This window comes from Aureimonas endophytica (assembly GCF_014642635.1).
Lineage (GTDB): Bacteria > Pseudomonadota > Alphaproteobacteria > Rhizobiales > Rhizobiaceae > Plantimonas > Plantimonas endophytica.
The window spans coordinates 49214-68642 of sequence record NZ_BMIQ01000012.1 but is presented as its reverse complement, the minus strand read 5'-3'; the positions used below and the strand labels follow the sequence as shown (position 1 = coordinate 68642).

Here is a 19429-nt window from a genome sequence, read left to right as displayed (position 1 = left end):
GCCCGACTCGCCGTTTGCGGGGACATAGCAGGTCGCGCCGCGCCAGCAAGACGCTTGCGGGGTAACCACGCCGCAAGAAGGCGGCGAAGCGGAAGGGACTGGGGCTTTTTCGCACTTGCAAAAAAACGCGCCCCGATGGTTTACGACTCCCGGCGGGCCCATCCGGCGCCCGCCGCCCGGACGCGCCCCGTTCACGGAGCCCTCGCATGGACATCGGTTCGATCTTCGACGCCGTCATTCTCGGTCTCATCGAAGGGCTGACGGAATTCATTCCGGTCTCGTCCACCGCCCATCTGATCCTGGCGAGCCATTTCCTCGGCTTCCACACGACCGGCAACACCTTCGCGGTCCTGATCCAGCTCGGCGCGGTGCTCGCCGTCCTCTCCGTCTATGCCAAGCGGCTGACGGAGATCGCCACGACCTTTCCGACCGTTCCGGAAAGCCGGCGCTTCGTCTACGGCGTGCTGGTGGCCTTCCTTCCGGCCGTGGTCATCGGCCTTCTCGCGCACGACTTCATCAAGACCTATCTCTTCGAATCGCCCCGGCTCATCTGCATCATGCTGGTGCTCGGCGGCATCGTGCTCCTCGCCGTCGACAAGCTGGTGCTGAAGCCGCGCTATACCCGGCTGATGGACTATTCCCTGCCGCTCTGCTTCAAGATCGGCCTGTTCCAGTGCCTCGCCATGATCCCCGGCACCTCGCGCTCGGGCTCGACCATCGTCGGGGCGCTGCTGCTCGGCGCCGACAAGCGCTCGGCGGCGGAATTCTCCTTCTTCCTCGCCATGCCGACCATGGCCGGCGCCTTCGCGCTCGACTTCTGGAAATATCGCAACGAGCTGAACAGCTCCGATCTCGGCCTCATCACGATCGGCTTCGTCGTCTCCTTCGTCTGCGCCCTCTTCGTCGTGCGCTCGCTGCTCGGCTTCGTCTCCCGGCACGGCTACGCCCCCTTCGCATGGTGGCGCATCGCGATCGGCGTGATCGGCCTCATCGCCCTCACCGTCACCGGCACCTGACCGGCGCCTTTCCGGCAGGGACCACAAAACACGGCGGCCGCCCCGATCGGGACGGCCGCCGTTTCTCGTTTCACGATCGCGGAAGGGCGGTCAGGCCATTTCGCTGTCGCGCTTCAGGCCGCCGGCATGGATCTCCGGCCGGGTGAACTGGCCCTGCGGCCGGAAGCGCACGAGATAGGTCGGCAGGATGGCGCCGAGCGATTCGGGATTGATGCCGAAGGCGCCGATGTCGCGGCCCTCGCGATGGGCGGCCTCGGAGACGATGTTGTCGATGCCGAGCTGCTTCACCTGGTCGCCGGTCAGCGGCGGGCTCGGCAGCCAGGAGGTCAGCTCGGCGAGGCGCGAAGCGGTGCCGAAGGAGAGAGGCAGGAAGCGCCGGCGGCGGTTCACCACCTCCAGCATGATCTCCATCATCTCGCGGAAGGACAGGATCTCGGGGCCGCCGAGCTCGTAGGTCCGGCCGTCCGGCGCCGTGCCGTCGACCGTCATCGCCACCGCTTCGGCGACGTCGTTGACATAGATCGGCTGGAAGCGCGTCGTCCCGCCGCCGATCAGCGGCAGGAAGGGCGACAGGCGGGCCATGTCGGCGAAGCGGTTGAAGAAATTGTCCTCAGGTCCGAAGACGATGGAGGGGCGCAGGATGGTGGCGTCCGGCAGCGCAGCGCGCACCAGCGCCTCGCCTTCCGCCTTGGACCGCGCATAGGCCGAGGGCGAGGCGGCGTCGGCGCCGATGGCCGAGAGATGGGTCAGCCGCGCCCCGGCCGCCTTGGCCGCCTCCGCGACCTCGCCGGCGCCCTTGGCCTGGAGCGCGGCGAAGCGCTGCTTGCCGCCTTCCGCCAGGATGCCGACGAGATTGACGACGTGATCGGCGCCCTCGACCGCGCGGTCGATGGTCCAGCGATAGCGCAGATTCGCCTGGACCGGCATGACCTGGCCCATATTGCCGGCGACCTGCACGTGATAGGCGAGGTCCGGCCGGCGGCAGGCGATGCGCACGCGATGGCCGCGCCGGGCGAGCGAGCGCGCCACATAGCGCCCGATGAAGCCGGACCCACCGAAGACCGTGACCGTCTTGTTGAGATCCACCGCCATGCCGAATCCGCCTTGAATCTGTCGGGCCGCGCGCAGGCGGCCGCCACCGGAAGAACTGTCGAGGCGGTCATAGCGCTCCACGGCCCGCGCGAAAAGAGAATCCTGCGCGCGCACCACGCCAAGTGGCGCGGCGGTGAACGCTTGCTGAAGCGGCCGCCGTCCCGGCCGCCTCGCCTCTTTTTGCGAAGAGCGTCATGTCGGCGTCATTGGGCCGTTGACAGGCGGAATGGGAGCCCCTAAACGTCCGGCCGTGCCCAGGTGGCGGAATTGGTAGACGCGCACGGTTCAGGTCCGTGTGCCGCGAGGCGTGAAGGTTCGAGTCCTTTCCTGGGCACCAATTCACCGGATTGTTCCGGGAAGCCAAAGAGATAAGCGATTACAGTCGATTGAGACGGACGGGCTGTGCTACAAAGGTGGCATACATGCTCTTCCGACCGGTGGCTCCTCTGCGGCGCAAAGGCACCCAAAATTACAGCTTCAGGCAGCGCATCCCGGCAGACCTTCGGGAGCGGATGGCAGGCATGTCGTTGGTCGTGCCGATCGGCCCTAAGACTGCCCGATGCAACATCACGGCCAAGACTGAAACGCTTCGCATCTCGCTTCGCACCGCAATCCCCAGCGAAGTCCGTCAGCGGCAGGGAGAACTAGCCGCATACTTCGAGGCGCTCTTCGCGTCGTTGCGGTCCTCCAAACCGATCGCCCTCTCCCATCAGCAATGCGTTGCGCTTGCTGGTGCGATGTTTCGCAACTGGGCCAGCACAGAGCGGGGCCGCACGACCGCCGTTGAGTCGGACACGCTGAAGCCGGGCACGGCTTGGCGGGTCGTTGATGATCCATTCGAGTTGCCCGGCGCTTGGCAGGCTGCACTTAATCAGCTGCCTGCACCGGAGGAGGTGATAGACCCTCTGGAAGAGTTGGAGCCGCTCTTCGGCCGTCTCGTAGACCACGCCCTCCGTGATCGCGGCCTCACGGAAATCGACAAGCCGAGCCGGGCCCTGGCGTTGCGGGAGTTTCTTCGCGCTCTTCGGGATGGCCTCGAAGTCCAAAAGCGCCAAGCGGCCGGCGACTTCTCCCCTCCCCCGGAAGCGGTTCGCTTCCCTGAGTGGGTGGCCCCTAAGCCGGTGGTGGTGGTCGATCCTCCGAAGCCAACGGGCAAGGCGAGCGACAAGGTTTCCCTCAAGGGTCTCCATGGTCGCTGGTGGGCAGAGGCCAAGATCGCCGGCCGCTCTCAGTCCACCCACGATAGCTATCAAGCCAGCATCAACCGCTTCGCCACGTTTCTCAAGCACGACGACCCGCAGCGCGTGACGAACGCCGATGTGGTCCGCTTCAAGGATCACCGCATCGCATCCGGTGCCAGCCTGAAGACAGTGCGGGACAGCGACTTGGTTGGGCTGAAGGCTCTCTTCAATTACGCCGTTGCGAACGGGCTCATGGCTTCGAACCCAGCGGACGGCGTGAAGGTGCTCCGCTCGAAGAAGACTCAGACGCGGCCTAAGGGCTTCACGATTGAAGAAGCCGAGGCGATCCTGAGGAAGAGTCTTCGGCATGTCCGCACGCCCACCGAGAAACCACAGACAGCCGCCGCCAAGCGCTGGGTGCCGTGGCTCTGCGCCTACACGGGGGCGAGAGTGGGCGAGGTGGTCCAGCTCCGCAAGGAGGACGTGAAGCAGAACGGCGAATGGTGGACCATCACCATCACGCCGGAGGCCGGCACCGTGAAGGACAAAGAGGTGCGCGAGGTCGTGCTTCACGCCCACCTCGTTGAGCAAGGCTTCCCGGATTTCGTGCAGGCCAGCAAGCCGGGCCACCTGTTCTACGCGGTGAAGGGTGACGAAGACCCGCGCGGAAAGTGGAAGGCCGTCAAGAACCGGTTGGCTGCCTTCGCGCGTGAGGTGGTGCCGGATGAGCGCGTAGCCCCGAACCACGGATGGCGGCACGCCTTCAAAACGCGGGGGCGTGAGGTCGGCATAGAGGACAGCGTTTTGGATGCTATCGGCGGCTGGGCGCCTTCCACCGTAGGCGGACGCTACGGCGATGTCAGCCTAGCGGCGCAAGTGAAAGCGTTCGAAAAATTTCCCCGATTTAAAGCGGAAGATTGAGAGATATTAGTGGCCAATAAAAATCAGCATATCCTAGACGAGTTAGAATTCTTTCGAGCGCAGTCCGGCATTCCATTCTACGCGCTTCAAATCAATGCTCCCTGGGGAGCGGGGAAGACCTATTTTATTAAAACATATCTGGACGAATTACAAAGACAGTCAAAGACGGACGATCCGAAAAGCTTATATATATCGCTCTTCGGAGCCCAGAATATCAGCGATTTGGAGAAGCAAGCCACTGCTCAACTATTTTCAAAAACTGGACGCACAGTTGGCTATCTCCTTTCCACAGCCCTTGCAGGTGCTGGGAGTGTCTTCGGCGCGGGCGACGCTGCCAAGGGAATAGCTAATGATGTAGGGGCGAAGGCGCTAGCCGAACGCTTGGAGCTGATCCGGGACGGCCTGATAATATTCGATGACATCGAGCGTTCTCAGATGCCTCTGAGAGATGCACTCGGATACATCAACAGATTTGTGGAACATGAAAAATTCAGAGTAGTTGTTGTCTCTAACGAAGCTGCCTTCAAGCGGTCTGATGCTTCTAATCTAGATAAAGAAAACGCAACCGTATTAGCGTCTTTCAAGGAAAAGCTGATAGGCCGCACCCTCCTATTTCAAGCCGATCCTATCGCGGCTTACCCTTTCTTTGTGGAAGCCCTCGCAGCGCCAGAAGCTAGGGAAATAGCAAAGCGAGAGCAAGAAGCAGCTCTGAACGTCTTTTGGGCATCTGGTCGCGAGAACCTACGCTTACTAAGAATTGGCATTGAGGCGTTCGGAAGATTTATGCTGCTTCTCGATCCTGTTTATCGAGATCGCGTTGACGGTCTGAAGAGCATTTTCCTAAGCTGCATCTATGTTTCTCTCGAACTTGGGTCGGCAATATCTGAAAAGCCGCTCATCAATCCCTATGCCGTGAGCACGGGAAGAAATTCTTATGTGATAAGAAAGCAAGATACACAACCAACGGAGGAGGAGCAGCAGGCAAATTCTATCGTCGAACGATATGATAGCGCTCTCTCCCTTTCCGCTCCAACCCTCCCATTCAAGCTGATTTATGATTATATCGCGCATGGGCAGTTCTCTTGCGAAGAGATCAATTTGGCTTTGAGTATCAGCCCGCTTACCGGCAAGCCGGAGAACGTTCCTCCTTGGCGCCATCTCATCGAAATTTGGGAGCTGGACACCGAAACGCTGCTGCGGGAAACAAAACGCGCAGTTGAGAAACTTGAAAAGCACCAGGTTCGCGATGCCGGTGAGCTGCTACAACTCGCAGGTATAATGCTCTGGCGCGAAGAGCACGGCGATAATACATTGTCAATTGGGCTAAAGCCGAGCGATTTTATTAAGAAATACATCGATGAACTTCATGTGCTAGGGTCTGGACTTGAGCCAGGCTTTGAGCATACATCTCTTAACCGGCTAACTGCCTACGGCTACCAAGCGATAGGGGCCGAAGCACATGAGGAAGAACTGGTACTGATATTAGATTTGATCCGGTCCAGCATGATGCGCACAGCCAGGCAGAGATTTCCTGAATATCGAGCGGCACTTATAGATGCGCTTGTACGAGAAGATCGAAATTTGCATATGATCTCAGACCAGAACAAGGCATTAGGAGACTACCTGCGCCTGCCAATACTCGCGGAGGCTGAGGTCGATGAATTCTCTAATCTTCTGCTTCGCGAAGGTGGTCTGGATCACGCGGCGCTCGATTGGCTGACAGATGACAGATATGGACTCGGCCGAGACCTGATGGCGATCAAAAGTGAGTTGCCCTGGTTAAAGGCACTGTGCGGCAGATTATTGGAGCGAATTGCAACGGCCACTCCACCGTTGAATAGCTTTTGGAAAGTGCAAGTTGAACGAAAGCTGGGAGGTGCAATAGAACGCCTTGAACTCTTGCAGGCGAAGCCGGCTCCAGTAAATGGGTTATAGAGTGCGGTCGGCTTTTTAAAAATTGGTGAAAGACTCATCATCGCTGTCGCTATGTATGGAGGCAGTGCATTGATCCAAACAGCGAGAGCGATGGGTGCCTCGCCCATTCTATTTTCGTCGGTACTGTGCGCCCTCCGCTCCGAACGCTTCCAGCTCCAGGAACTCCGTCAGGACCAAAAGGCTCTTGATGGTTGCCCGTTCGTCTCCACCGCACATCGCAATGGCTGCCTCCACGTCGCGCTCGTAACGATCAGCATCGTCCTCCAGAAGCTCCGCCTTCGCGTGGGCCGTCGCGAGTTGTTCCCCGAGGTTCACCCTACCCTCGCTGATGGCATAAGCGAACGCACCAAGCTCCGGCGCGAAGTCCGCCAAGGCATCGTGATCCCGACCTCTCGCTTCCATCACGCCAAGCGAGCCGCAAACGATCTTCCAAAGGTCTCGCGACCGCGTGAGGAGTTCTTCGCGCTGGCTATCGCTGAGTTCGTAGAGGCGGGGCTTAGGCGCGGCCATCAGTAGAGCCCTCTGCGGATGTAGCCGGCGGACACTTGGGCGGCCTTCTCGGCTTCGATCTCGTGCTGTCCGAGGATCAGGGCGCGGATAGCCCGGCGCATGTCACCCTCGGCTAGCGTGATGGCTTCTACTACGAGCCTCTCAAGGTCGTCGTCCGGGCCTTCGGGGTTGGGTAGCTCCTCCCTGCAAATCCCTGCCATGGCCGCCTCCACATCAACGTGATTCGCTTGAGGATAATGCCATGAGGAAGGCATAGAGGCTAGGAAATGTTCCCTATTTGTTTCGCAGGCAGTGATGCTTGAAGGGAGGACTTGGGCTCCACAATAAACCCACTTCCTTATCATCGAAAGCCAAGAGGATTGCACTTCGAAGTAACACACAGAGGGGATAGGAGCCCCGAGCGAACCCGAAGCCCCAAACTTTTACCTTGTCTATCGCCCTCCGAACACAGCACCCAACTGGACCCCGAACGCCTCGCCAACGCCCGGCCGTCCTCCCGCCTGAGACTGCCCCGAGCCACCCGGTAAGGCCAGCCCGAGCGCCCCCTGTCGCAGCGCCAAGCCCTCCCGCTCCGCTTTCCTCCGGCGCTTCAGCATCGCATCACGCACCGCCCCGTCCCGCTTCAGAATACCCATCGCGTCCGCCCGGTACTTGCCCATAAGCCCCGTCAGGACATTCAGCTTCGTGCCCGGCGTTCCAGCGTCCCCATCTGGTGCAAGACGATAGCTTCGGCTTTCGATGAGCTTGGCCACCACATCCTTGAGGGCTGGTCCCCGAGGCAGATGCCCGGCAAGCTCCTGGTACATTTCGTAGGCGTTCCGGCCGGCAAACTCCCCGTCCGTCATGGTGATGTCTCGGAGGTCTACCCCGGCATCCCGCGTCGGGCTCACCCTTGTCGGTGCCGCCCCGTTCTCCAGGGCGAGGCGCTGCATTTCGCGATCCACGATGCCCGCCTTATCGGAAGTCCACAAGCCGTTGCGAGACAGCACGGGGTCTCCAAACGCATCGTAGCGGGGCGAAAGGCCGGTCCCCAGGCCGGGGATTGTGTCCATGATCTTATCGACCATCGTCCTGGCATCGCGCATCGTATCGTCCGGGTCCGTCTGGCGGAGGAGCGAGGCGAAGGGCACGAAGTTGGCGGCCATCTGCCCGGCGAACGACCCCACCTTCTGATCAGGATCGACCACCATCTCCATAAAGTCCGAGAAGCCCTTGAGATAGCTCTTGGACCGGAACTGTTTGGTGAGGGCGATGCCGAGGGCAAGGCTTGCCGTCTGTGCCCATTCCAACGCGCCGGCATCATCGAGCCCCTCATCACGCCCCATCGCGGCTATCGCGTCTTGGATGTCCGCAATGATGCCGAAGGGGATCGCGATGGGATCAAGCCGGCCGTAGCTGACATAGGTCTTGGTGCCGTCCGCGTTCTCCTTCACGATGGAATAGGGCAGCCACCCCGTTGCAAGAAGGGCCTGCCGCTGCTTCGGGTCCTGCGGCCCGCCGCCCGTGATGGTTCCCATGGAAGCCAGTGAGGCCGCCGCCAGCATCCCCGAGGTGCCGATCGCGACTTGTCCCATGGCCTGCGCCTGGGCCTCCCCTCCCATCCTGCCGAGAAGCATCTCCCGGTACTCGGCCTGGAGGAGATTGAGGCCGGGTGTCATCTTCCAGCCGTACCGGAGGATGTTGGTCGGGGTCTTGGTAAAGGGGAGGATGAAGCCAAGGCCCGGATGGCTGAGCTTGGCCCGCTGCACCGTATTGCCCCATGTGCCGGGGATGAGGTCTTGCGAAAAGGTGGCGATGTTCGCCTCTTCCAGCGCCGCCGTATCGGTTCCCCTTCCGGCTGCATCGAAGGCTGCCTCCACCTTCTGCCGGGCATAGTCTTTCGCGAAGGCCCGCGCCTCGTCACCTTGAAGCCCCAACCGGGCGGCCTCGCTCGCGGCTTCCATATGCGCCTTCGCCATCACCGACGAACGGTAGACAGTTTGCTTCGCCATCTCGTCCGTGAAGCCGGCCAAGCGCATCGGCGTGCCGATCACGTTGAGGGCGGCCTTTGGGAGGATCGATGCGAAGACGTTGTGGATTGCGCCTTCGGGCGTAGACCACGGCCTCCAAGTCTGCGACGGCACCGCCTGGGCTGGCCCCTGAAGCGTCCGATAGAGTTCGGTGGTCTGCGGTGCGAGCACACTGTCCCGCGTCTTGAGCGTCTGCACGGCGGACCTGAAGCCGTCGATAAAGGCGGTCGTGGTGTAGGCGTACTGGTGAAGCGCCTGCCGGACGATAAGCCCGCTTTCCTCCCGCCCCATCGCCGTGCCCGGCAAGGCCCCGATGATCCGCTCCAAGGGCCGGATGCCGACCATGTAGCTGTTGCCGAGCATGTTGACGATTTGGGTGGTCCATCCCGAGATGAGATTGTTGACGAGGATGAACTTCGCCACATCCATTCCCTTGGCGAAGAGCGAGGGATCGGCCAAGCGGCGGATGCTCTGAGGCGTCCCATCGCTGGCGGCGTAGAGACCGATAAGCCGTTCCGTGTCGTGGATCGGGATGGCCTCCACGGCGGCCGGATCGACCACAAGCCGCACCCCTGCGAGACGGGTGGCCCTCGCTGAGTTCGACGTTATGGCGGCGGTGGAGGCGTGGACGCTGGACAGCATGGCGTGACGGCGGGCGAACTCTTGGAAGGCCCTTGCGCGATCCCCGCCGAACTCGGAGAAGTCCCCGAGTTGAAGCCGCTGAGCAAGAGACGTGAGGTCCCCCGCAAGCCGGTTCACGATCAAGCGGCCCGCTTCCGCATCCGCCACCATCTTCACGGACGCCTCCGCCGACCCCTCAAGGCGGGCGATGAAGTCGCTGGGGTCTTCGCCGAAGAGCTTGGCCCTGTCTAAGGCGATCCGCTCAACGTCAGCATCGTGGAGGACGGCCACGCCCTTGACGGCGACGATCCGCTCTTCCTCGGCATCGACCACACGCGCCAAGAAAGCGTTCACTTCGGCCGTATCGCCAAGCTTGGGATAGGGGATCGTCTCGCCACGGCCGAAGGCATGGCCCGAGTTGATCGCGCGAAGTCGGCTCCCGTGCTGAGCGATGGCGTCGGTGTCCGATCGCATGGCGTCGAGAAGCTTAGCCGTGTCTTCGTCCGTCTGCGTCGGCTTGGGCAGGAGGTCGAACTTCGATCGGGCTTCGGTCGCCTTCACGGCTGCAACAGGGGCCGTTTCGTCCACAGTAGCGACGGGTGCCGCATCGTCAGCGGATCGCCCCACGGCGGGGGCAGCTTCATCTAGACCACCTTCTATCGTCGCGGGCTGAGGGGCGTCCACGGGCTTCGGCGCAATGTCATCCGCAAGGGCGGCCGGCACTTCCGCGTCTCCCGCTCGGGCCGCCGCGTTGATCTCCGCCAAGCCATCGTCAGCAAGCCGAGCCATTCCAGCCGTGTCGCCACGTATCTGCGCACGGGCAATCTTCGCGCCAACCGTAAGCAGCTTCGGAACGGCGAGGGCTGCATCCAGGAACGTGCTCTCCAGGAATGCCTTCCACCGCCCTTCGGCCGTGCTGTCGTCGGGGTCGGCCGCGAGATACTCGAAGAGCGGATTGCCGATCACGCTGTCCTGAAGGAGGTTCGACAGGCGCTCCTCGTGGGGATCGAAGGCCACCGCCGAGACGGCCCCAAGCTTCACTGTCTCGGCTGCGAAGCGCCCGCGACGGGTGGCCGCGATGGCACTGCCGGCCGCCTCCAGCGCACCACCGATGATGGGTGCCGCCTTACCGAGGGCGATCAGCTTCCCGGCGCCGATCATGCCAACAGCGAACTGCCCGATGCCGAGCGCGAGGCCGTCCACGATACCGCCTTCCTTGGCCTTCCTCACCTCCGCATCGAACTCGGGGTGATCGAAACCGGAGCCGGTGAGGCGCTCCTTCACGAAGTCTGCCGTCTCATGTGCAGCGGCAAGGCCACCGAGGGTAGCCGCATGGACCGTGGAGGAGATGGGCTGCCCGAGGCCGGCCTCGCCGTGCTCGACATAGTAGCCGGGCGTGAGGGCGGGCGATCGGGCGGCCGGCGCTGATGCGGTGGCCTCTTCATTCCCGAAGCCGGCGATGGCATCTTCCAAGGACGCGGTGCCCGCTACCGGATCGGCCGTTCCGTCCTGCCCAAAGGACGCAATGGCATCTTCGAGCGAGGGCATAGCGCCGGCCTCATCCTGTGCGGGGAAGGAGGCGATGGCGTCTTCCAGCGTTGTGTTGCTCATTTGTTCTATCTCCTTTCCGCCCTCAGCCTTCGCCGCCGATCGGGAAGCCAAGCGCCGCGTAGACCTCACGGCTCTTCGCCCTGGCCCGGTTCACGCCGTCATCGTGGTAGAAGCTTCGGCCCGTGTTCGGGTCCGGCAACGTGGCCCACTCCTGGCTGAGGCGAAGGGCGAACTGCCGCTTGCTGATCTTCCCGGCCCGGAATGCCGACCATCCGCGCCGCCGCAGAAGCGCGACCGCAAGCCTGTCCTGAAGCTCCGGCGTGAAGCTTTCCGATCCGCTGAGACCCAATTCCTCCTTTAGGCCGCGAAGGGTCTTGTGAAGGAATTGGTACTTGCCGATGGCCGTCGAGTAGGCGTTGCGGTTCTTCGCGGCGGCCTGCTCGTTGAGGATGTCGTCCAGGCTGTAGCGGCTGAGGTCCCGCGTTGCGTCCTCGTTCCCGAAGACCGCGTTGTAGTTGCCGCCCGCTTCCGCCTGTCCAATGAGGTCCAGGAGCCGGCCTGCCGAGACATCGCCAGGGACGAACGCGCCGCCCTCATTATCCCGCGCATCGCCTGGAGCATCCAGCGCATCCAGCGACATCGCCGCAGATAGGAAGCTCTCCGCATCCTTCGGTGTGAAGGTGCGCCGCGCGATGGCTCCTTTGCCTCCGCCGCTCCGCGCCCCGGCCAACTCTACGTGCCACGCCTCGTTGCCGAGGGGAAACGCGAGGCCGAACCGAGCCGCATTCTGATGGACCCACTCCCGGACATTGGCGGGGGCATCGTCCAGGCGCTTGCCGTTGAACGAGAGGTCTGCCGCATGGCCGTGGTTGTGGCCGGAGCGTCCGGGCGGTGCGACCCACTTGCGGGCTTCGGCCGGCGATCCGTATTTCCGAAGAGCATCGGCCCAAAGCTCGGCTTGGCGCTCCGGCGATCGGTATCCAGAAGAGACCTGAAGCCCCTCCGCGATCTCGGGAGGAGCCGCGCGGAGCATAGCTTCGAGCCCAGAAGCGAACTCCGGCCGCATCCCCGTGAAGCTGTCCGGGCGCTGGGCCCCGCTGACGGCGCGGGAGGAGAGGAAGCGAAGGTCGGCAGGGCGAGCCGGCTGCGAGGGGTGATACGCAATGGGGTCGATCGGTGTCCCATCCGGCGCGGTGGCGGTGGGTCTGGCCTTCGGTTTTTGGCCAGTCCGTTGCAGGTGATCGACCATCGCCGGGAGACCGCCCTTCACCCCTGCCGCCCCGTTGCGGATGGCCGCCTGCTCCTCCGGGCTGAAGCTGTCGAAATAGCTCTGGGCTTCCGGGCTGAGGCCGGTTCCTTGAGGCGATCCTGCGGGCGGGACCATGCGTCCGATCGCAGCGCCGGCATCCTCCGCCCGCTGCTGCGGGGTCCTGTCGTCGGCCTTGGGCTGGGCGGCCGGCTGAGGCTGGGCGTTCTCCGGCTGGACCGGCGCTGCGGTCTCGTAAGGGTTCTCGAAGCCGCCCACGGCATTGGCATCACGCCGATACTGCATGATGTTCGGGTCCGCTGGGTCGGGGAAAAGGCGGCTTTTAACAATCTTGCCCATGCGGGCAATGGCCGTTTCACGCTCCTCAGCCGGGGCGTCCGGGTGAGCCTTCGCCCATTGCAAAGCCATCATCCGAAAGTCGAACATCACTTCATCACCTTCCGGCGTCGTGCCGGTGATCGGATTGAGGAACGATCCGGTGGCCTTGGTGCGGGCTTCCAGCGTGGCCAACGTCTCGCGAACAGACGCCGTGTTGAGGATGTTGTTCGTTCCGCCTGCTTCGTCCCCGCCTACGGACTTCGCGAAGGTGACTACGTCGCTGAGGTCGTCAGGGCTCTCGATGCTCGGCAGTGCCACACGGACGGCATCCATCCCAGCGCCGCCAACAATCTCCCGCTTGATCTGCATAACGAGAGGATCATTACGGCGGCCCTTGGCGAGGTTGGCCTTCCACTCGCCGACCTTCACCCGGAAGTCGGCATCGGCCTTCGAGCCCGCCGCCAAGACCTCCTCCGGCACTGTCTGCCCGGCCGCAAGCGCATCGATCGCGGATCGGGTGGCGGCATCGGCTTGGGCTTTGCGCTGCCGCTCCGCTTGCTGGTTCTGGTCGACTACTTCTTGCCGGGCGATCGTCTCCAGGTGATCCGTCGCGGTCTGCCGGAGTTGCGAGCCCACGGGCGTATCGCCATAGGTGTAGTCCTCGCCGGGCACCTTGCGCTTGAAGAAATCGAGGAGCTTCGGGTCGCGCAGCTCCACCGCCTTCGCCGCGATGAGCTTCATGCCGTTCTCATCGAAGTCCGAAGCCGTGCCGCCGGATGCGATGTAGGCTTGGCGCTGGCGTTCGATGGCATCGCCTGCCGCCGCGTAGTCGGTCCCCTTGCCGGACGCGAGGCCGTCCGTGTCGGCATCGTCCAGGGTGGAGTTGATGGCGGAGAGGTTGGCGCGAAGGGCCTCCTCCCTGAACTGCCCCGAACGATAGCGGGAGTGGGTCTCGATGGCAGCGCCCACAAGCTCGCTGAGATGGGGGCGAACTGCCGCCAGGATTTCAGGATCGTCCGTGCCGATGTTGGCCGCAACGTACTCCTTCTGCTTGGCCTTCAGAGCCGCATCGTCAGCGGTGCCCTTCTCCGCCCACTGGTCGTAGGCGGCCTGCCAGCCGGCCCGGAGGCGTCGGCCGATCGCATCCCCTTCGAGCTGCTTGTAGTGCTTCACGAATGTCGGGGAGGTGTGCGCTGGCCAGAGCCCTCGCCGCGTGGCCTCCGCGATGCCGTCGCCGTTTGTCTCAACGAAGAGGGCGTCGGCCTGCTTGATGTCGTCCTCTTTCTGCTTCGCGGCGCGGACGGACAGCATCTCATCCACCTCGCGGCTGAGCGGCGCGAGGCTCTGCGCCAGCTCCAAGAGCGGATTGGTTCTCGGGGGCGCCTCGAAGGTGTCGACGGGCTGGGCTTGCGGCTGGAGGAGCACGGTGCCTGAGGAAGGGGTGCTCGGTGCGCGGGCCATCAGTTCCGCCCCTCCATCAACGTGCGAAGGGGCGGGATCGTCCCTCCGGCCGCGTCGAAGGCCGCACTCATCGCTTCGAGATAGGCGACGAGCGCTTTCAGCGTCCGCTCTGTCCGGCGGTGTGGGACCGGCATCGTCATGAATGCGATGTAGGAGACAGCGACGGAATGGGTTTCATGGCCGTCGACCACAGCCATCCGCTTGCGGAAATGCTCGCTGGCTGCATCCGGGATGTTGCTTCTAACTTCGGCGATCCGTTCGAGAACGCGGGAATGCCGAATGCCGAACTCGCGTGCGATGTCCCGGCTGTCTACGTAGGGCATCCGGTCGATGGTGAAGATATTCGGTTCGATGCTGGGCATGGGGTGAGCCTTCGGACTGAATGAGAAATGTGCGAGCGGCCCCGGAGCGATTGCCCCGAGGCTCGGATAGCTTGGCTGTGGTGCTAGGCTGCGGTCGGGAGGGAAACGCCCGCGATACGGTCGAATGCGGTTGCTGCCACAGGCTTGCCGTCCGCTCTTCCGTGCCGCCAGTCCGCCAACGTGAAGGCCGCTTCGACCATCATCCGGTAGACTTCCGATGCCGGATGGAACTCCGCCTTGTCTGCATGGAGCCCGTAATAGTGTGCGGCGGCATCGATAAGGGCTTGCCGCCCAAGGCGCGGGACACGGCTTTCCTTGCCTTCCTCCCGAACCTCCCTCACCGATCGAAGCCGAATGGCGTCCCTGCCGAGATAGTGGTGGTCCACCCTCGAAGCGGCCTCGTTCAGGTCCGCGATCGGCTCCAGATGGCTCGCCACCAGCCACGGCGGAGCATCGGCAAGGGCTCGGAGAAGATAGATATTCCGGCCCTTTGCTGCGGGCATGAACGCGCGGAACCTCGGATAGTCGAAGCCGCCACCTGTCTTCTGAAGCGTGAGCGGGACGCCGTAAGCCGTCACCAAGCTTACCGCCACGTAGTCGAGGGGGTGGAGCCAACGGAGGTTGCGGCCGTGGATCGAAATGCCGACCATCTGGTGTCCGCCCCGCATGTCCAGCTCAACGGCGGTGATCGGTCCATGCTCTGCCCCGACCAGGAGGAAGTTCGGAATGGGGTCCGTGAAGTCGCTTGGGGGCGGTGCCGGAAAGTGGTGCTGAGCGTGGCGGATGAAGTCTTGAAGGTACGCGAGGCGGGCGTACAGGCCGTCCGCTGAGAGATAGCGGTCGGGGGCGTTCCTGCGGATGCGGCGTCGGGGCGGGCTTGGGGCCGGAATCGTAGACATAGGCGCGATGCCTTTCGTTTCTGAATGGTGGTGGATTGGGGGGACAGGGCAGGCTCGAAGACTGGACGGCACGAAGCCATCCGGCCCGCAGACAGCGCCCACCCCTGGGATTTTCTGTCTGCGGGCCTCAGCGTCCCTCTCGGCTGGCATGGCGCGATGCCTTGAAGGCGCGGCGCGGCCCCCCACTGCGCGGATGGCGCGGCCCGTGGGTGCTGAGAGGGAATTGGGGTCGATGGTTAGCGGTATGGCCCGGCCATGCGAGGCGAAGGGCGAAATGGTTTGGCGCTAAGCGTACCGCTCGTTACGCTTAGTGTTCGAGATGGCCGGCATTGAGGGTATCTCTGAACCGCGCGGCGCACTTAGTTAGGCGCGGGGGCCTTATCGTGACGCCTAATTCTGAGCGCCTTCCTCGATACGAGACATAATCCCGCTCCTCATCAACCTACCTATTGCGCCCCTACTAGGCCGGCTTTCTCATCATGAGGGGCAATTCGCCTTCCTCCGGCCGAACATAACGAAACCGCGCGGTGGGCGTCTTCTCGCACCCTTGCCGCCCGGCTTCATGCCCCTCGCTGGGGTTCAGTCTTGGGACCTATGAGACCCCTACGGCTTCCCTCAGCCGGGAATCTTGCCATCCCCGCGATACCAGGGGAAGTAGACGCACGCGGCGCTCATGATGGCCCGCGCCTGGGCGAACTTGGCGGTGAAGTCGGGGTCGGTGGCGAGGCGGACGGCGACACGATCGCGGGCGGGCTGGAGTTCGTGCTCAGCGATGCAGAGGGTTTCGAATAGTGTCATGTCGCTGATCGGGCACGCGTCCTCAGTGAGGCAAATCACGACATCCCGGCCGCCCGTTGTTCTTTCCCCTCCAACCTGCGCCCACGAAGCTGCTGCAAGCCCTATTGCTATGTGGCAGCCCGCCATCACGGCTGGGGTATCCTCATGAAGGTCCAGATAACCCAGCGGTGAAACGAAGCCGGGATTGGTCTGCGGTATCCCGTACGGGCAGCGTACAATTCCGGCGGGATCACGCTGATACCACGGCACCACCTCTTCGCTGCCATCCCTCAGGCTTCGGCGCCATTTTTGGCTGAACTCCTCGGTAGGCAGGGGGCAAAGCGGTGCCTCAACGGACGCAAAGGTGCCTTCGCTCGGAGCAAGCGTTACGGCGTTCATGGCTGGTGATCCTCGGAGGTGGCTGGTCGGTTGCGCCTGAGGAGGGCTGAGGTCCTGAGGCGGATGCGAGGCTAGGCCACCGGGATTCGGAGGGTCCAATTCATTGTGTGAATCCGTTTAGGCCCTTGGATTCCTTTTCGTTATGTCGCCTTCCACCACCTTGCTCTTCGGAGGCCGCGCGGTATTCTCCGGGCTGGCCGCAGCGGATCACTGCCGCCAATCCTTCTAGAGGGGCTTGAAGGGTCGCGGTCTGGCTGGGCTGCGGCCCTTCTTCATGTTCTGGGGCGAGCGGGGTTCCGAGAGGGCTTTCCTCATCAGTCCACCTAACTCAGCTAGACCCCTCCCACTCCCGAGACTGTCTCCATTGGGCCTTGGTCTTCTCAGCGGCCTTCGTGATGTCCCGCCGACGCCTTTCCGCCCCGGCCTTGGCCAGCTTCCATGTGGTGAACTTCTGGTAGGTCTCAGCGATCGGGCTCGGTGATCCATCGAGGCCAGCCGTACCGCCAAGCACCAAGAGGTCCGCGAGGGTCCCCGTCATCAGCTTCACGGTCGGCTCAGGGCAGTGGAAGCGCTTTACCACCTCGTAGACCGCTGAACCCGTAAGGGACTTCAGGCCCCGAGGACGGCGAAGAGACACAATCGCAGCATCACGCATGGCATCCATGGGGAAGCGTTCGGCCACGGCATCAAGAAGGAAGCGCCATGCCGCATCGTTGCAGCGCTGGCGGCGTGCCATTTCGGGATCGGCGGGCTCGGTGAAGTCTCTACGGAGTTTCCTCATGGGTGCCTCGGGGTGCGCTTCGTTCTCCTAAGAGGCGCCCACACCGTAAGCCGTTGATTGGTCTAGAGTCGGTTCGAAGTGCCTTCTCGTAAAGGCACATGGGTTCCGAACGGCTTTTACCTAGACCCCATCATCCCCCAAAGAGCCTAATAGGTCGCTTGGATCGTACACTTTGAGCACAGCCTAAAGCTCCATCTCCTGATGGCCATGCTCCCGGTGAGGATGATGATGGGGTCTATCTCTATGTGTATAACTATATGGCAGCCTAGAGCCCCCCTCATAGACCTACCTATTTCCTCACGCCCCATTACGCAAAAACACAAATAGAGAGCCCACCGCACCCGGCAGGCTCCCTCAATCTCGTATCCCCTAATGCCGTTTCTGCGCCTTCGCAGCCTGGGCCCGCGTATCCGCCATCACTCGGCCCGTCCCGAACAAGTCGTCCTCCTCATCGAAGAGCGCGGCGATCTCAGCGGCCTTACGGTCCTCGCTGGCCCTGGCGCTCATCACGGTGGGATCGACCCCCAGCATCTCCGCGAAGACCGCCACGCCGCCCGCCACGCAGTCCACGCGGTCGTCCTTGCCGAGGCAGTCCTTCTCCTTGGTGATGTGGGTGAACTGGCTCTACACTGTCAGCGGCCTCAGCAAAGCTAGCGGGACAGCGTACGGCCGGCCGGCGGCAGACGGAGAGGACACGATGAACGAACGCGAGCGGCTTCTCCTCCGCTCTCTTGCCTGGATGGTCGCTCAGTATCTCTCCAGGGAAGACATGAACGACGGCCGCTTGGTCCACTGCCTGGACAATATGTGCATGACGGCTGGGGAGGAGGCGATGGCACTCCTAGCCGACGCGGGCTTCGTGAAGATGGAGGAAGGCGGCTTTCGGTTCGGCGAATGGACAGCGGCGGGGCGCGAGCTTCTAGATAGCGATTGATGGTGGCTCGGCTTGGCGAAAACCTTGCCACGTTTCAAACGGACGAGAGGCAATTAAGAAGCGGAGGATTGATGGAGAACGCACCCGATCCTGACGAGCCGCTAACGCTCGAAGAGGCGTGCAAGCTGATCTTCAGGGAGGCCATCAAGCCTGCGACCCTACGGGCGGAGGCGAGGCGCGGACGGCTGGTTATCGAGAAGATCGGGAGGCGGCATTTCGTCAGCCGCCGAGCCATCCAAGAGATGCGCGAGAAGGCGCGAGCTGAGCAAAGGGTGGAGGCGTCGCCACCGCCAGCGACCTATCGGGTGCGCAAAGCTGACGATGCTGAGGCGTCAGAAGGGATGAGTATGGCCAGCATCGCTCTCGACCATCTACTCCGAAAGGCAGCGCAGGAAGATCGGGAGAAGAGAAAAGCCGAGCGGGAAGCGCGTTCACCTAAACGGAAGCGCTAGCGAGTTTCGCGGTCTCCGGTTTAGCCGTCAGTATGCGGTGGACGCTGCCCTTACCAATACCGACCTCCGCCGCGATCTGGCTCATGGACATCCCCTTGGCTGCCAGCGCCTTCACCTGGTCGGCCTTGGCCATCGCAGTCGGCTTGCGTCCCTTATAGGCTCCCTCGGCCTTCGCCTTTGCGATGCCCTCACGCTGACGTTCTAGCATCATCTCCCGTTCGAACTGAGCGAACCCGGCGAAGATGGTGAGGATAAGCCGGCCCGTGGCGCTCCGAGTGTCCACCGTGTCGCCGCCAAGGCTGAGAATGCGGAGACCCACATTCTTCTCGTCCAGTTCCTTCACGATGTCCCAGAGGCCGGACGCTGAGCGGGCGAGACGATCAACCTTCGTGCAAACGAGCGTGTCACCTTTACGGGCGAACTTGATGGCGGCTCGAAGCTCCGCCCGTTCGGACATCGAAGAGACGCGCTCCGCGTAGACCTCTTCGCATCCTGCGGCCCTGAGGTCGCGCTCTTGGGCTTCGAGGCCGGCTTCTTGTTCCAGGGTGGACGTGCGTGCGTATCCGATCAGCATGGACATGGCCTAGCGGCTCCCGATCGTTCCAATGGGGTCTAGGCTATGATGGTTGCTCCGTTCCAAATGTCAACGGGCATTCTTGTGGGACGGCTTTAGGCACGGCGTGGAACGGCCCGCTAGACCAAGCCCTGTGGAACGGTTGAGTTCGGATAGGGTATGCACCGTGGGCACCATAGCAAGATTCGAGGGGCGTCATGCGCATTTGGGCAAACACGAAAGGCGTACAGAAAGAGGCTTATCTACTCCATGGCAGCCGGTTCAAATGCTTCCCGCCATCTACGAACCATGTCGCGTCTGCGAAGGAATTCGCGACAGTCGAAGGGGCAGCGCTATTCCTTTTGCAGAACCCCGGGTGGGGAATCCGCA

At 62.7% G+C, this 19429-nt stretch carries 16 protein-coding genes and 1 tRNA gene; 6 read left to right on the top strand and 11 right to left on the bottom strand.

Features of this window, described 5'->3' with window-relative positions; genetic code table 11:
* Positions 1-206 precede the first annotated feature (206 nt).
* Entirely contained in the window at positions 207-1016 is an 810-nt protein-coding gene (locus tag IEY14_RS24280; protein ID WP_188913182.1) for an undecaprenyl-diphosphate phosphatase, read from the top strand.
* Between the two features lie 90 nt (positions 1017-1106).
* Here the strand turns inward: IEY14_RS24280 and IEY14_RS24275 are convergent, their stop codons facing one another.
* Positions 1107-2108 (bottom strand): complex I NDUFA9 subunit family protein, encoded by a 1002-nt coding sequence (locus tag IEY14_RS24275; protein WP_188913180.1) that lies wholly within the window; start codon positions 2106-2108, stop codon positions 1107-1109.
* Between the two features lie 252 nt (positions 2109-2360).
* On the opposite strand from IEY14_RS24275, the gene IEY14_RS24270 reads away from it, so the two are divergent.
* The 3 genes from IEY14_RS24270 to IEY14_RS24260 all read left to right on the top strand — a co-directional run bounded on the left by IEY14_RS24270 (position 2361) and on the right by IEY14_RS24260 (position 6145).
* Positions 2361-2445: transfer RNA gene (locus IEY14_RS24270), tRNA-Leu, on the top strand.
* A gap of 85 nt (positions 2446-2530) precedes the next feature.
* Positions 2531-4210 (top strand): site-specific integrase, encoded by a 1680-nt coding sequence (locus IEY14_RS24265; protein WP_188913178.1) that lies wholly within the window; start codon positions 2531-2533, stop codon positions 4208-4210.
* A 9-nt stretch (positions 4211-4219) separates the two neighbouring features.
* Entirely contained in the window at positions 4220-6145 is a 1926-nt protein-coding gene (locus IEY14_RS24260; RefSeq protein ID WP_188913176.1) for a P-loop NTPase fold protein, read from the top strand.
* A 108-nt stretch (positions 6146-6253) separates the two neighbouring features.
* On the opposite strand, the gene IEY14_RS24255 is transcribed toward IEY14_RS24260, so the two are convergent.
* The 9 genes from IEY14_RS24255 to IEY14_RS24215 form a co-directional block, all read right to left on the bottom strand.
* Positions 6254-6655 carry a hypothetical protein gene (locus tag IEY14_RS24255; protein ID WP_188913174.1) on the bottom strand — a complete coding sequence of 134 codons (402 nt, stop codon included), beginning with the start codon at positions 6653-6655 and terminating at the stop codon, positions 6254-6256.
* Entirely contained in the window at positions 6655-6855 is a 201-nt protein-coding gene (locus IEY14_RS24250) for a hypothetical protein (RefSeq protein WP_244639661.1), read from the bottom strand. The genes IEY14_RS24255 and IEY14_RS24250 overlap by 1 nt, the downstream gene beginning before the upstream one ends.
* 231 nt (positions 6856-7086) lie before the next feature.
* Positions 7087-10896 carry a hypothetical protein gene (locus IEY14_RS24245; RefSeq protein ID WP_188913172.1) on the bottom strand — a complete coding sequence of 1270 codons (3810 nt, stop codon included), beginning with the start codon at positions 10894-10896 and terminating at the stop codon, positions 7087-7089.
* A 22-nt stretch (positions 10897-10918) separates the two neighbouring features.
* Entirely contained in the window at positions 10919-13882 is a 2964-nt protein-coding gene (locus IEY14_RS26055; protein WP_244639660.1) for a D-alanyl-D-alanine carboxypeptidase family protein, read from the bottom strand.
* Entirely contained in the window at positions 13882-14244 is a 363-nt protein-coding gene (locus IEY14_RS24235; protein WP_188913170.1) for a Rha family transcriptional regulator, read from the bottom strand. The genes IEY14_RS26055 and IEY14_RS24235 overlap by 1 nt, the downstream gene beginning before the upstream one ends.
* Before the next feature lie 83 nt (positions 14245-14327).
* Complete coding sequence (locus IEY14_RS24230; protein WP_188913169.1) at positions 14328-15143, bottom strand: hypothetical protein; 816 nt, start codon at positions 15141-15143, stop codon at positions 14328-14330.
* Positions 15144-15758: 615 nt separating this feature from the next.
* On the bottom strand, positions 15759-16319 hold the full coding sequence (locus IEY14_RS24225; RefSeq protein ID WP_188913168.1) for a hypothetical protein: 561 nt from the start codon (positions 16317-16319) through the stop codon (positions 15759-15761).
* Between the two features lie 328 nt (positions 16320-16647).
* Complete coding sequence (locus tag IEY14_RS24220; protein ID WP_188913167.1) at positions 16648-17100, bottom strand: hypothetical protein; 453 nt, start codon at positions 17098-17100, stop codon at positions 16648-16650.
* A gap of 369 nt (positions 17101-17469) precedes the next feature.
* Positions 17470-17670, bottom strand: a complete 201-nt coding sequence (locus tag IEY14_RS24215) for a hypothetical protein (protein WP_188913166.1) — start codon at positions 17668-17670, stop codon at positions 17470-17472.
* Between the two features lie 127 nt (positions 17671-17797).
* Between IEY14_RS24215 and IEY14_RS24210 the strand changes: the two genes are divergently transcribed.
* Complete coding sequence (locus IEY14_RS24210) at positions 17798-18034, top strand: hypothetical protein (protein WP_188913165.1); 237 nt, start codon at positions 17798-17800, stop codon at positions 18032-18034.
* A gap of 71 nt (positions 18035-18105) precedes the next feature.
* Positions 18106-18486, top strand: a complete 381-nt coding sequence (locus IEY14_RS24205) for a hypothetical protein (RefSeq protein WP_188913164.1) — start codon at positions 18106-18108, stop codon at positions 18484-18486.
* Here the strand turns inward: IEY14_RS24205 and IEY14_RS24200 are convergent.
* Positions 18470-19066: a recombinase family protein gene (locus IEY14_RS24200; protein ID WP_308422081.1), complete on the bottom strand. Its 597-nt coding sequence runs from the start codon at positions 19064-19066 to the stop codon at positions 18470-18472. The two genes, IEY14_RS24205 and IEY14_RS24200, sit on opposite strands and share 17 nt — an antisense overlap.
* Positions 19067-19429: the final 363 nt, after the last annotated feature.

Coding starts and splice junctions, on each gene's coding strand:
- IEY14_RS24280 (WP_188913182.1), top strand. CDS start 207: ATGGACATCGGTTCGATCTTCGACGCCGTCATTCTCGGTCTCATCGAA.
- IEY14_RS24275 (WP_188913180.1), bottom strand. CDS start 2,108: ATGGCGGTGGATCTCAACAAGACGGTCACGGTCTTCGGTGGGTCCGGC.
- IEY14_RS24265 (WP_188913178.1), top strand. CDS start 2,531: ATGCTCTTCCGACCGGTGGCTCCTCTGCGGCGCAAAGGCACCCAAAAT.
- IEY14_RS24255 (WP_188913174.1), bottom strand. CDS start 6,655: ATGGCCGCGCCTAAGCCCCGCCTCTACGAACTCAGCGATAGCCAGCGC.
- IEY14_RS24250 (WP_244639661.1), bottom strand. CDS start 6,855: ATGGCAGGGATTTGCAGGGAGGAGCTACCCAACCCCGAAGGCCCGGAC.
- IEY14_RS24245 (WP_188913172.1), bottom strand. CDS start 10,896: ATGAGCAACACAACGCTGGAAGACGCCATCGCCTCCTTCCCCGCACAG.
- IEY14_RS26055 (WP_244639660.1), bottom strand. CDS start 13,882: ATGGCCCGCGCACCGAGCACCCCTTCCTCAGGCACCGTGCTCCTCCAG.
- IEY14_RS24235 (WP_188913170.1), bottom strand. CDS start 14,244: ATGCCCAGCATCGAACCGAATATCTTCACCATCGACCGGATGCCCTAC.
- IEY14_RS24230 (WP_188913169.1), bottom strand. CDS start 15,143: ATGTCTACGATTCCGGCCCCAAGCCCGCCCCGACGCCGCATCCGCAGG.
- IEY14_RS24225 (WP_188913168.1), bottom strand. CDS start 16,319: ATGAACGCCGTAACGCTTGCTCCGAGCGAAGGCACCTTTGCGTCCGTT.
- IEY14_RS24220 (WP_188913167.1), bottom strand. CDS start 17,100: ATGAGGAAACTCCGTAGAGACTTCACCGAGCCCGCCGATCCCGAAATG.
- IEY14_RS24210 (WP_188913165.1), top strand. CDS start 17,798: ATGAACGAACGCGAGCGGCTTCTCCTCCGCTCTCTTGCCTGGATGGTC.
- IEY14_RS24205 (WP_188913164.1), top strand. CDS start 18,106: ATGGAGAACGCACCCGATCCTGACGAGCCGCTAACGCTCGAAGAGGCG.
- IEY14_RS24200 (WP_308422081.1), bottom strand. CDS start 19,066: ATGTCCATGCTGATCGGATACGCACGCACGTCCACCCTGGAACAAGAA.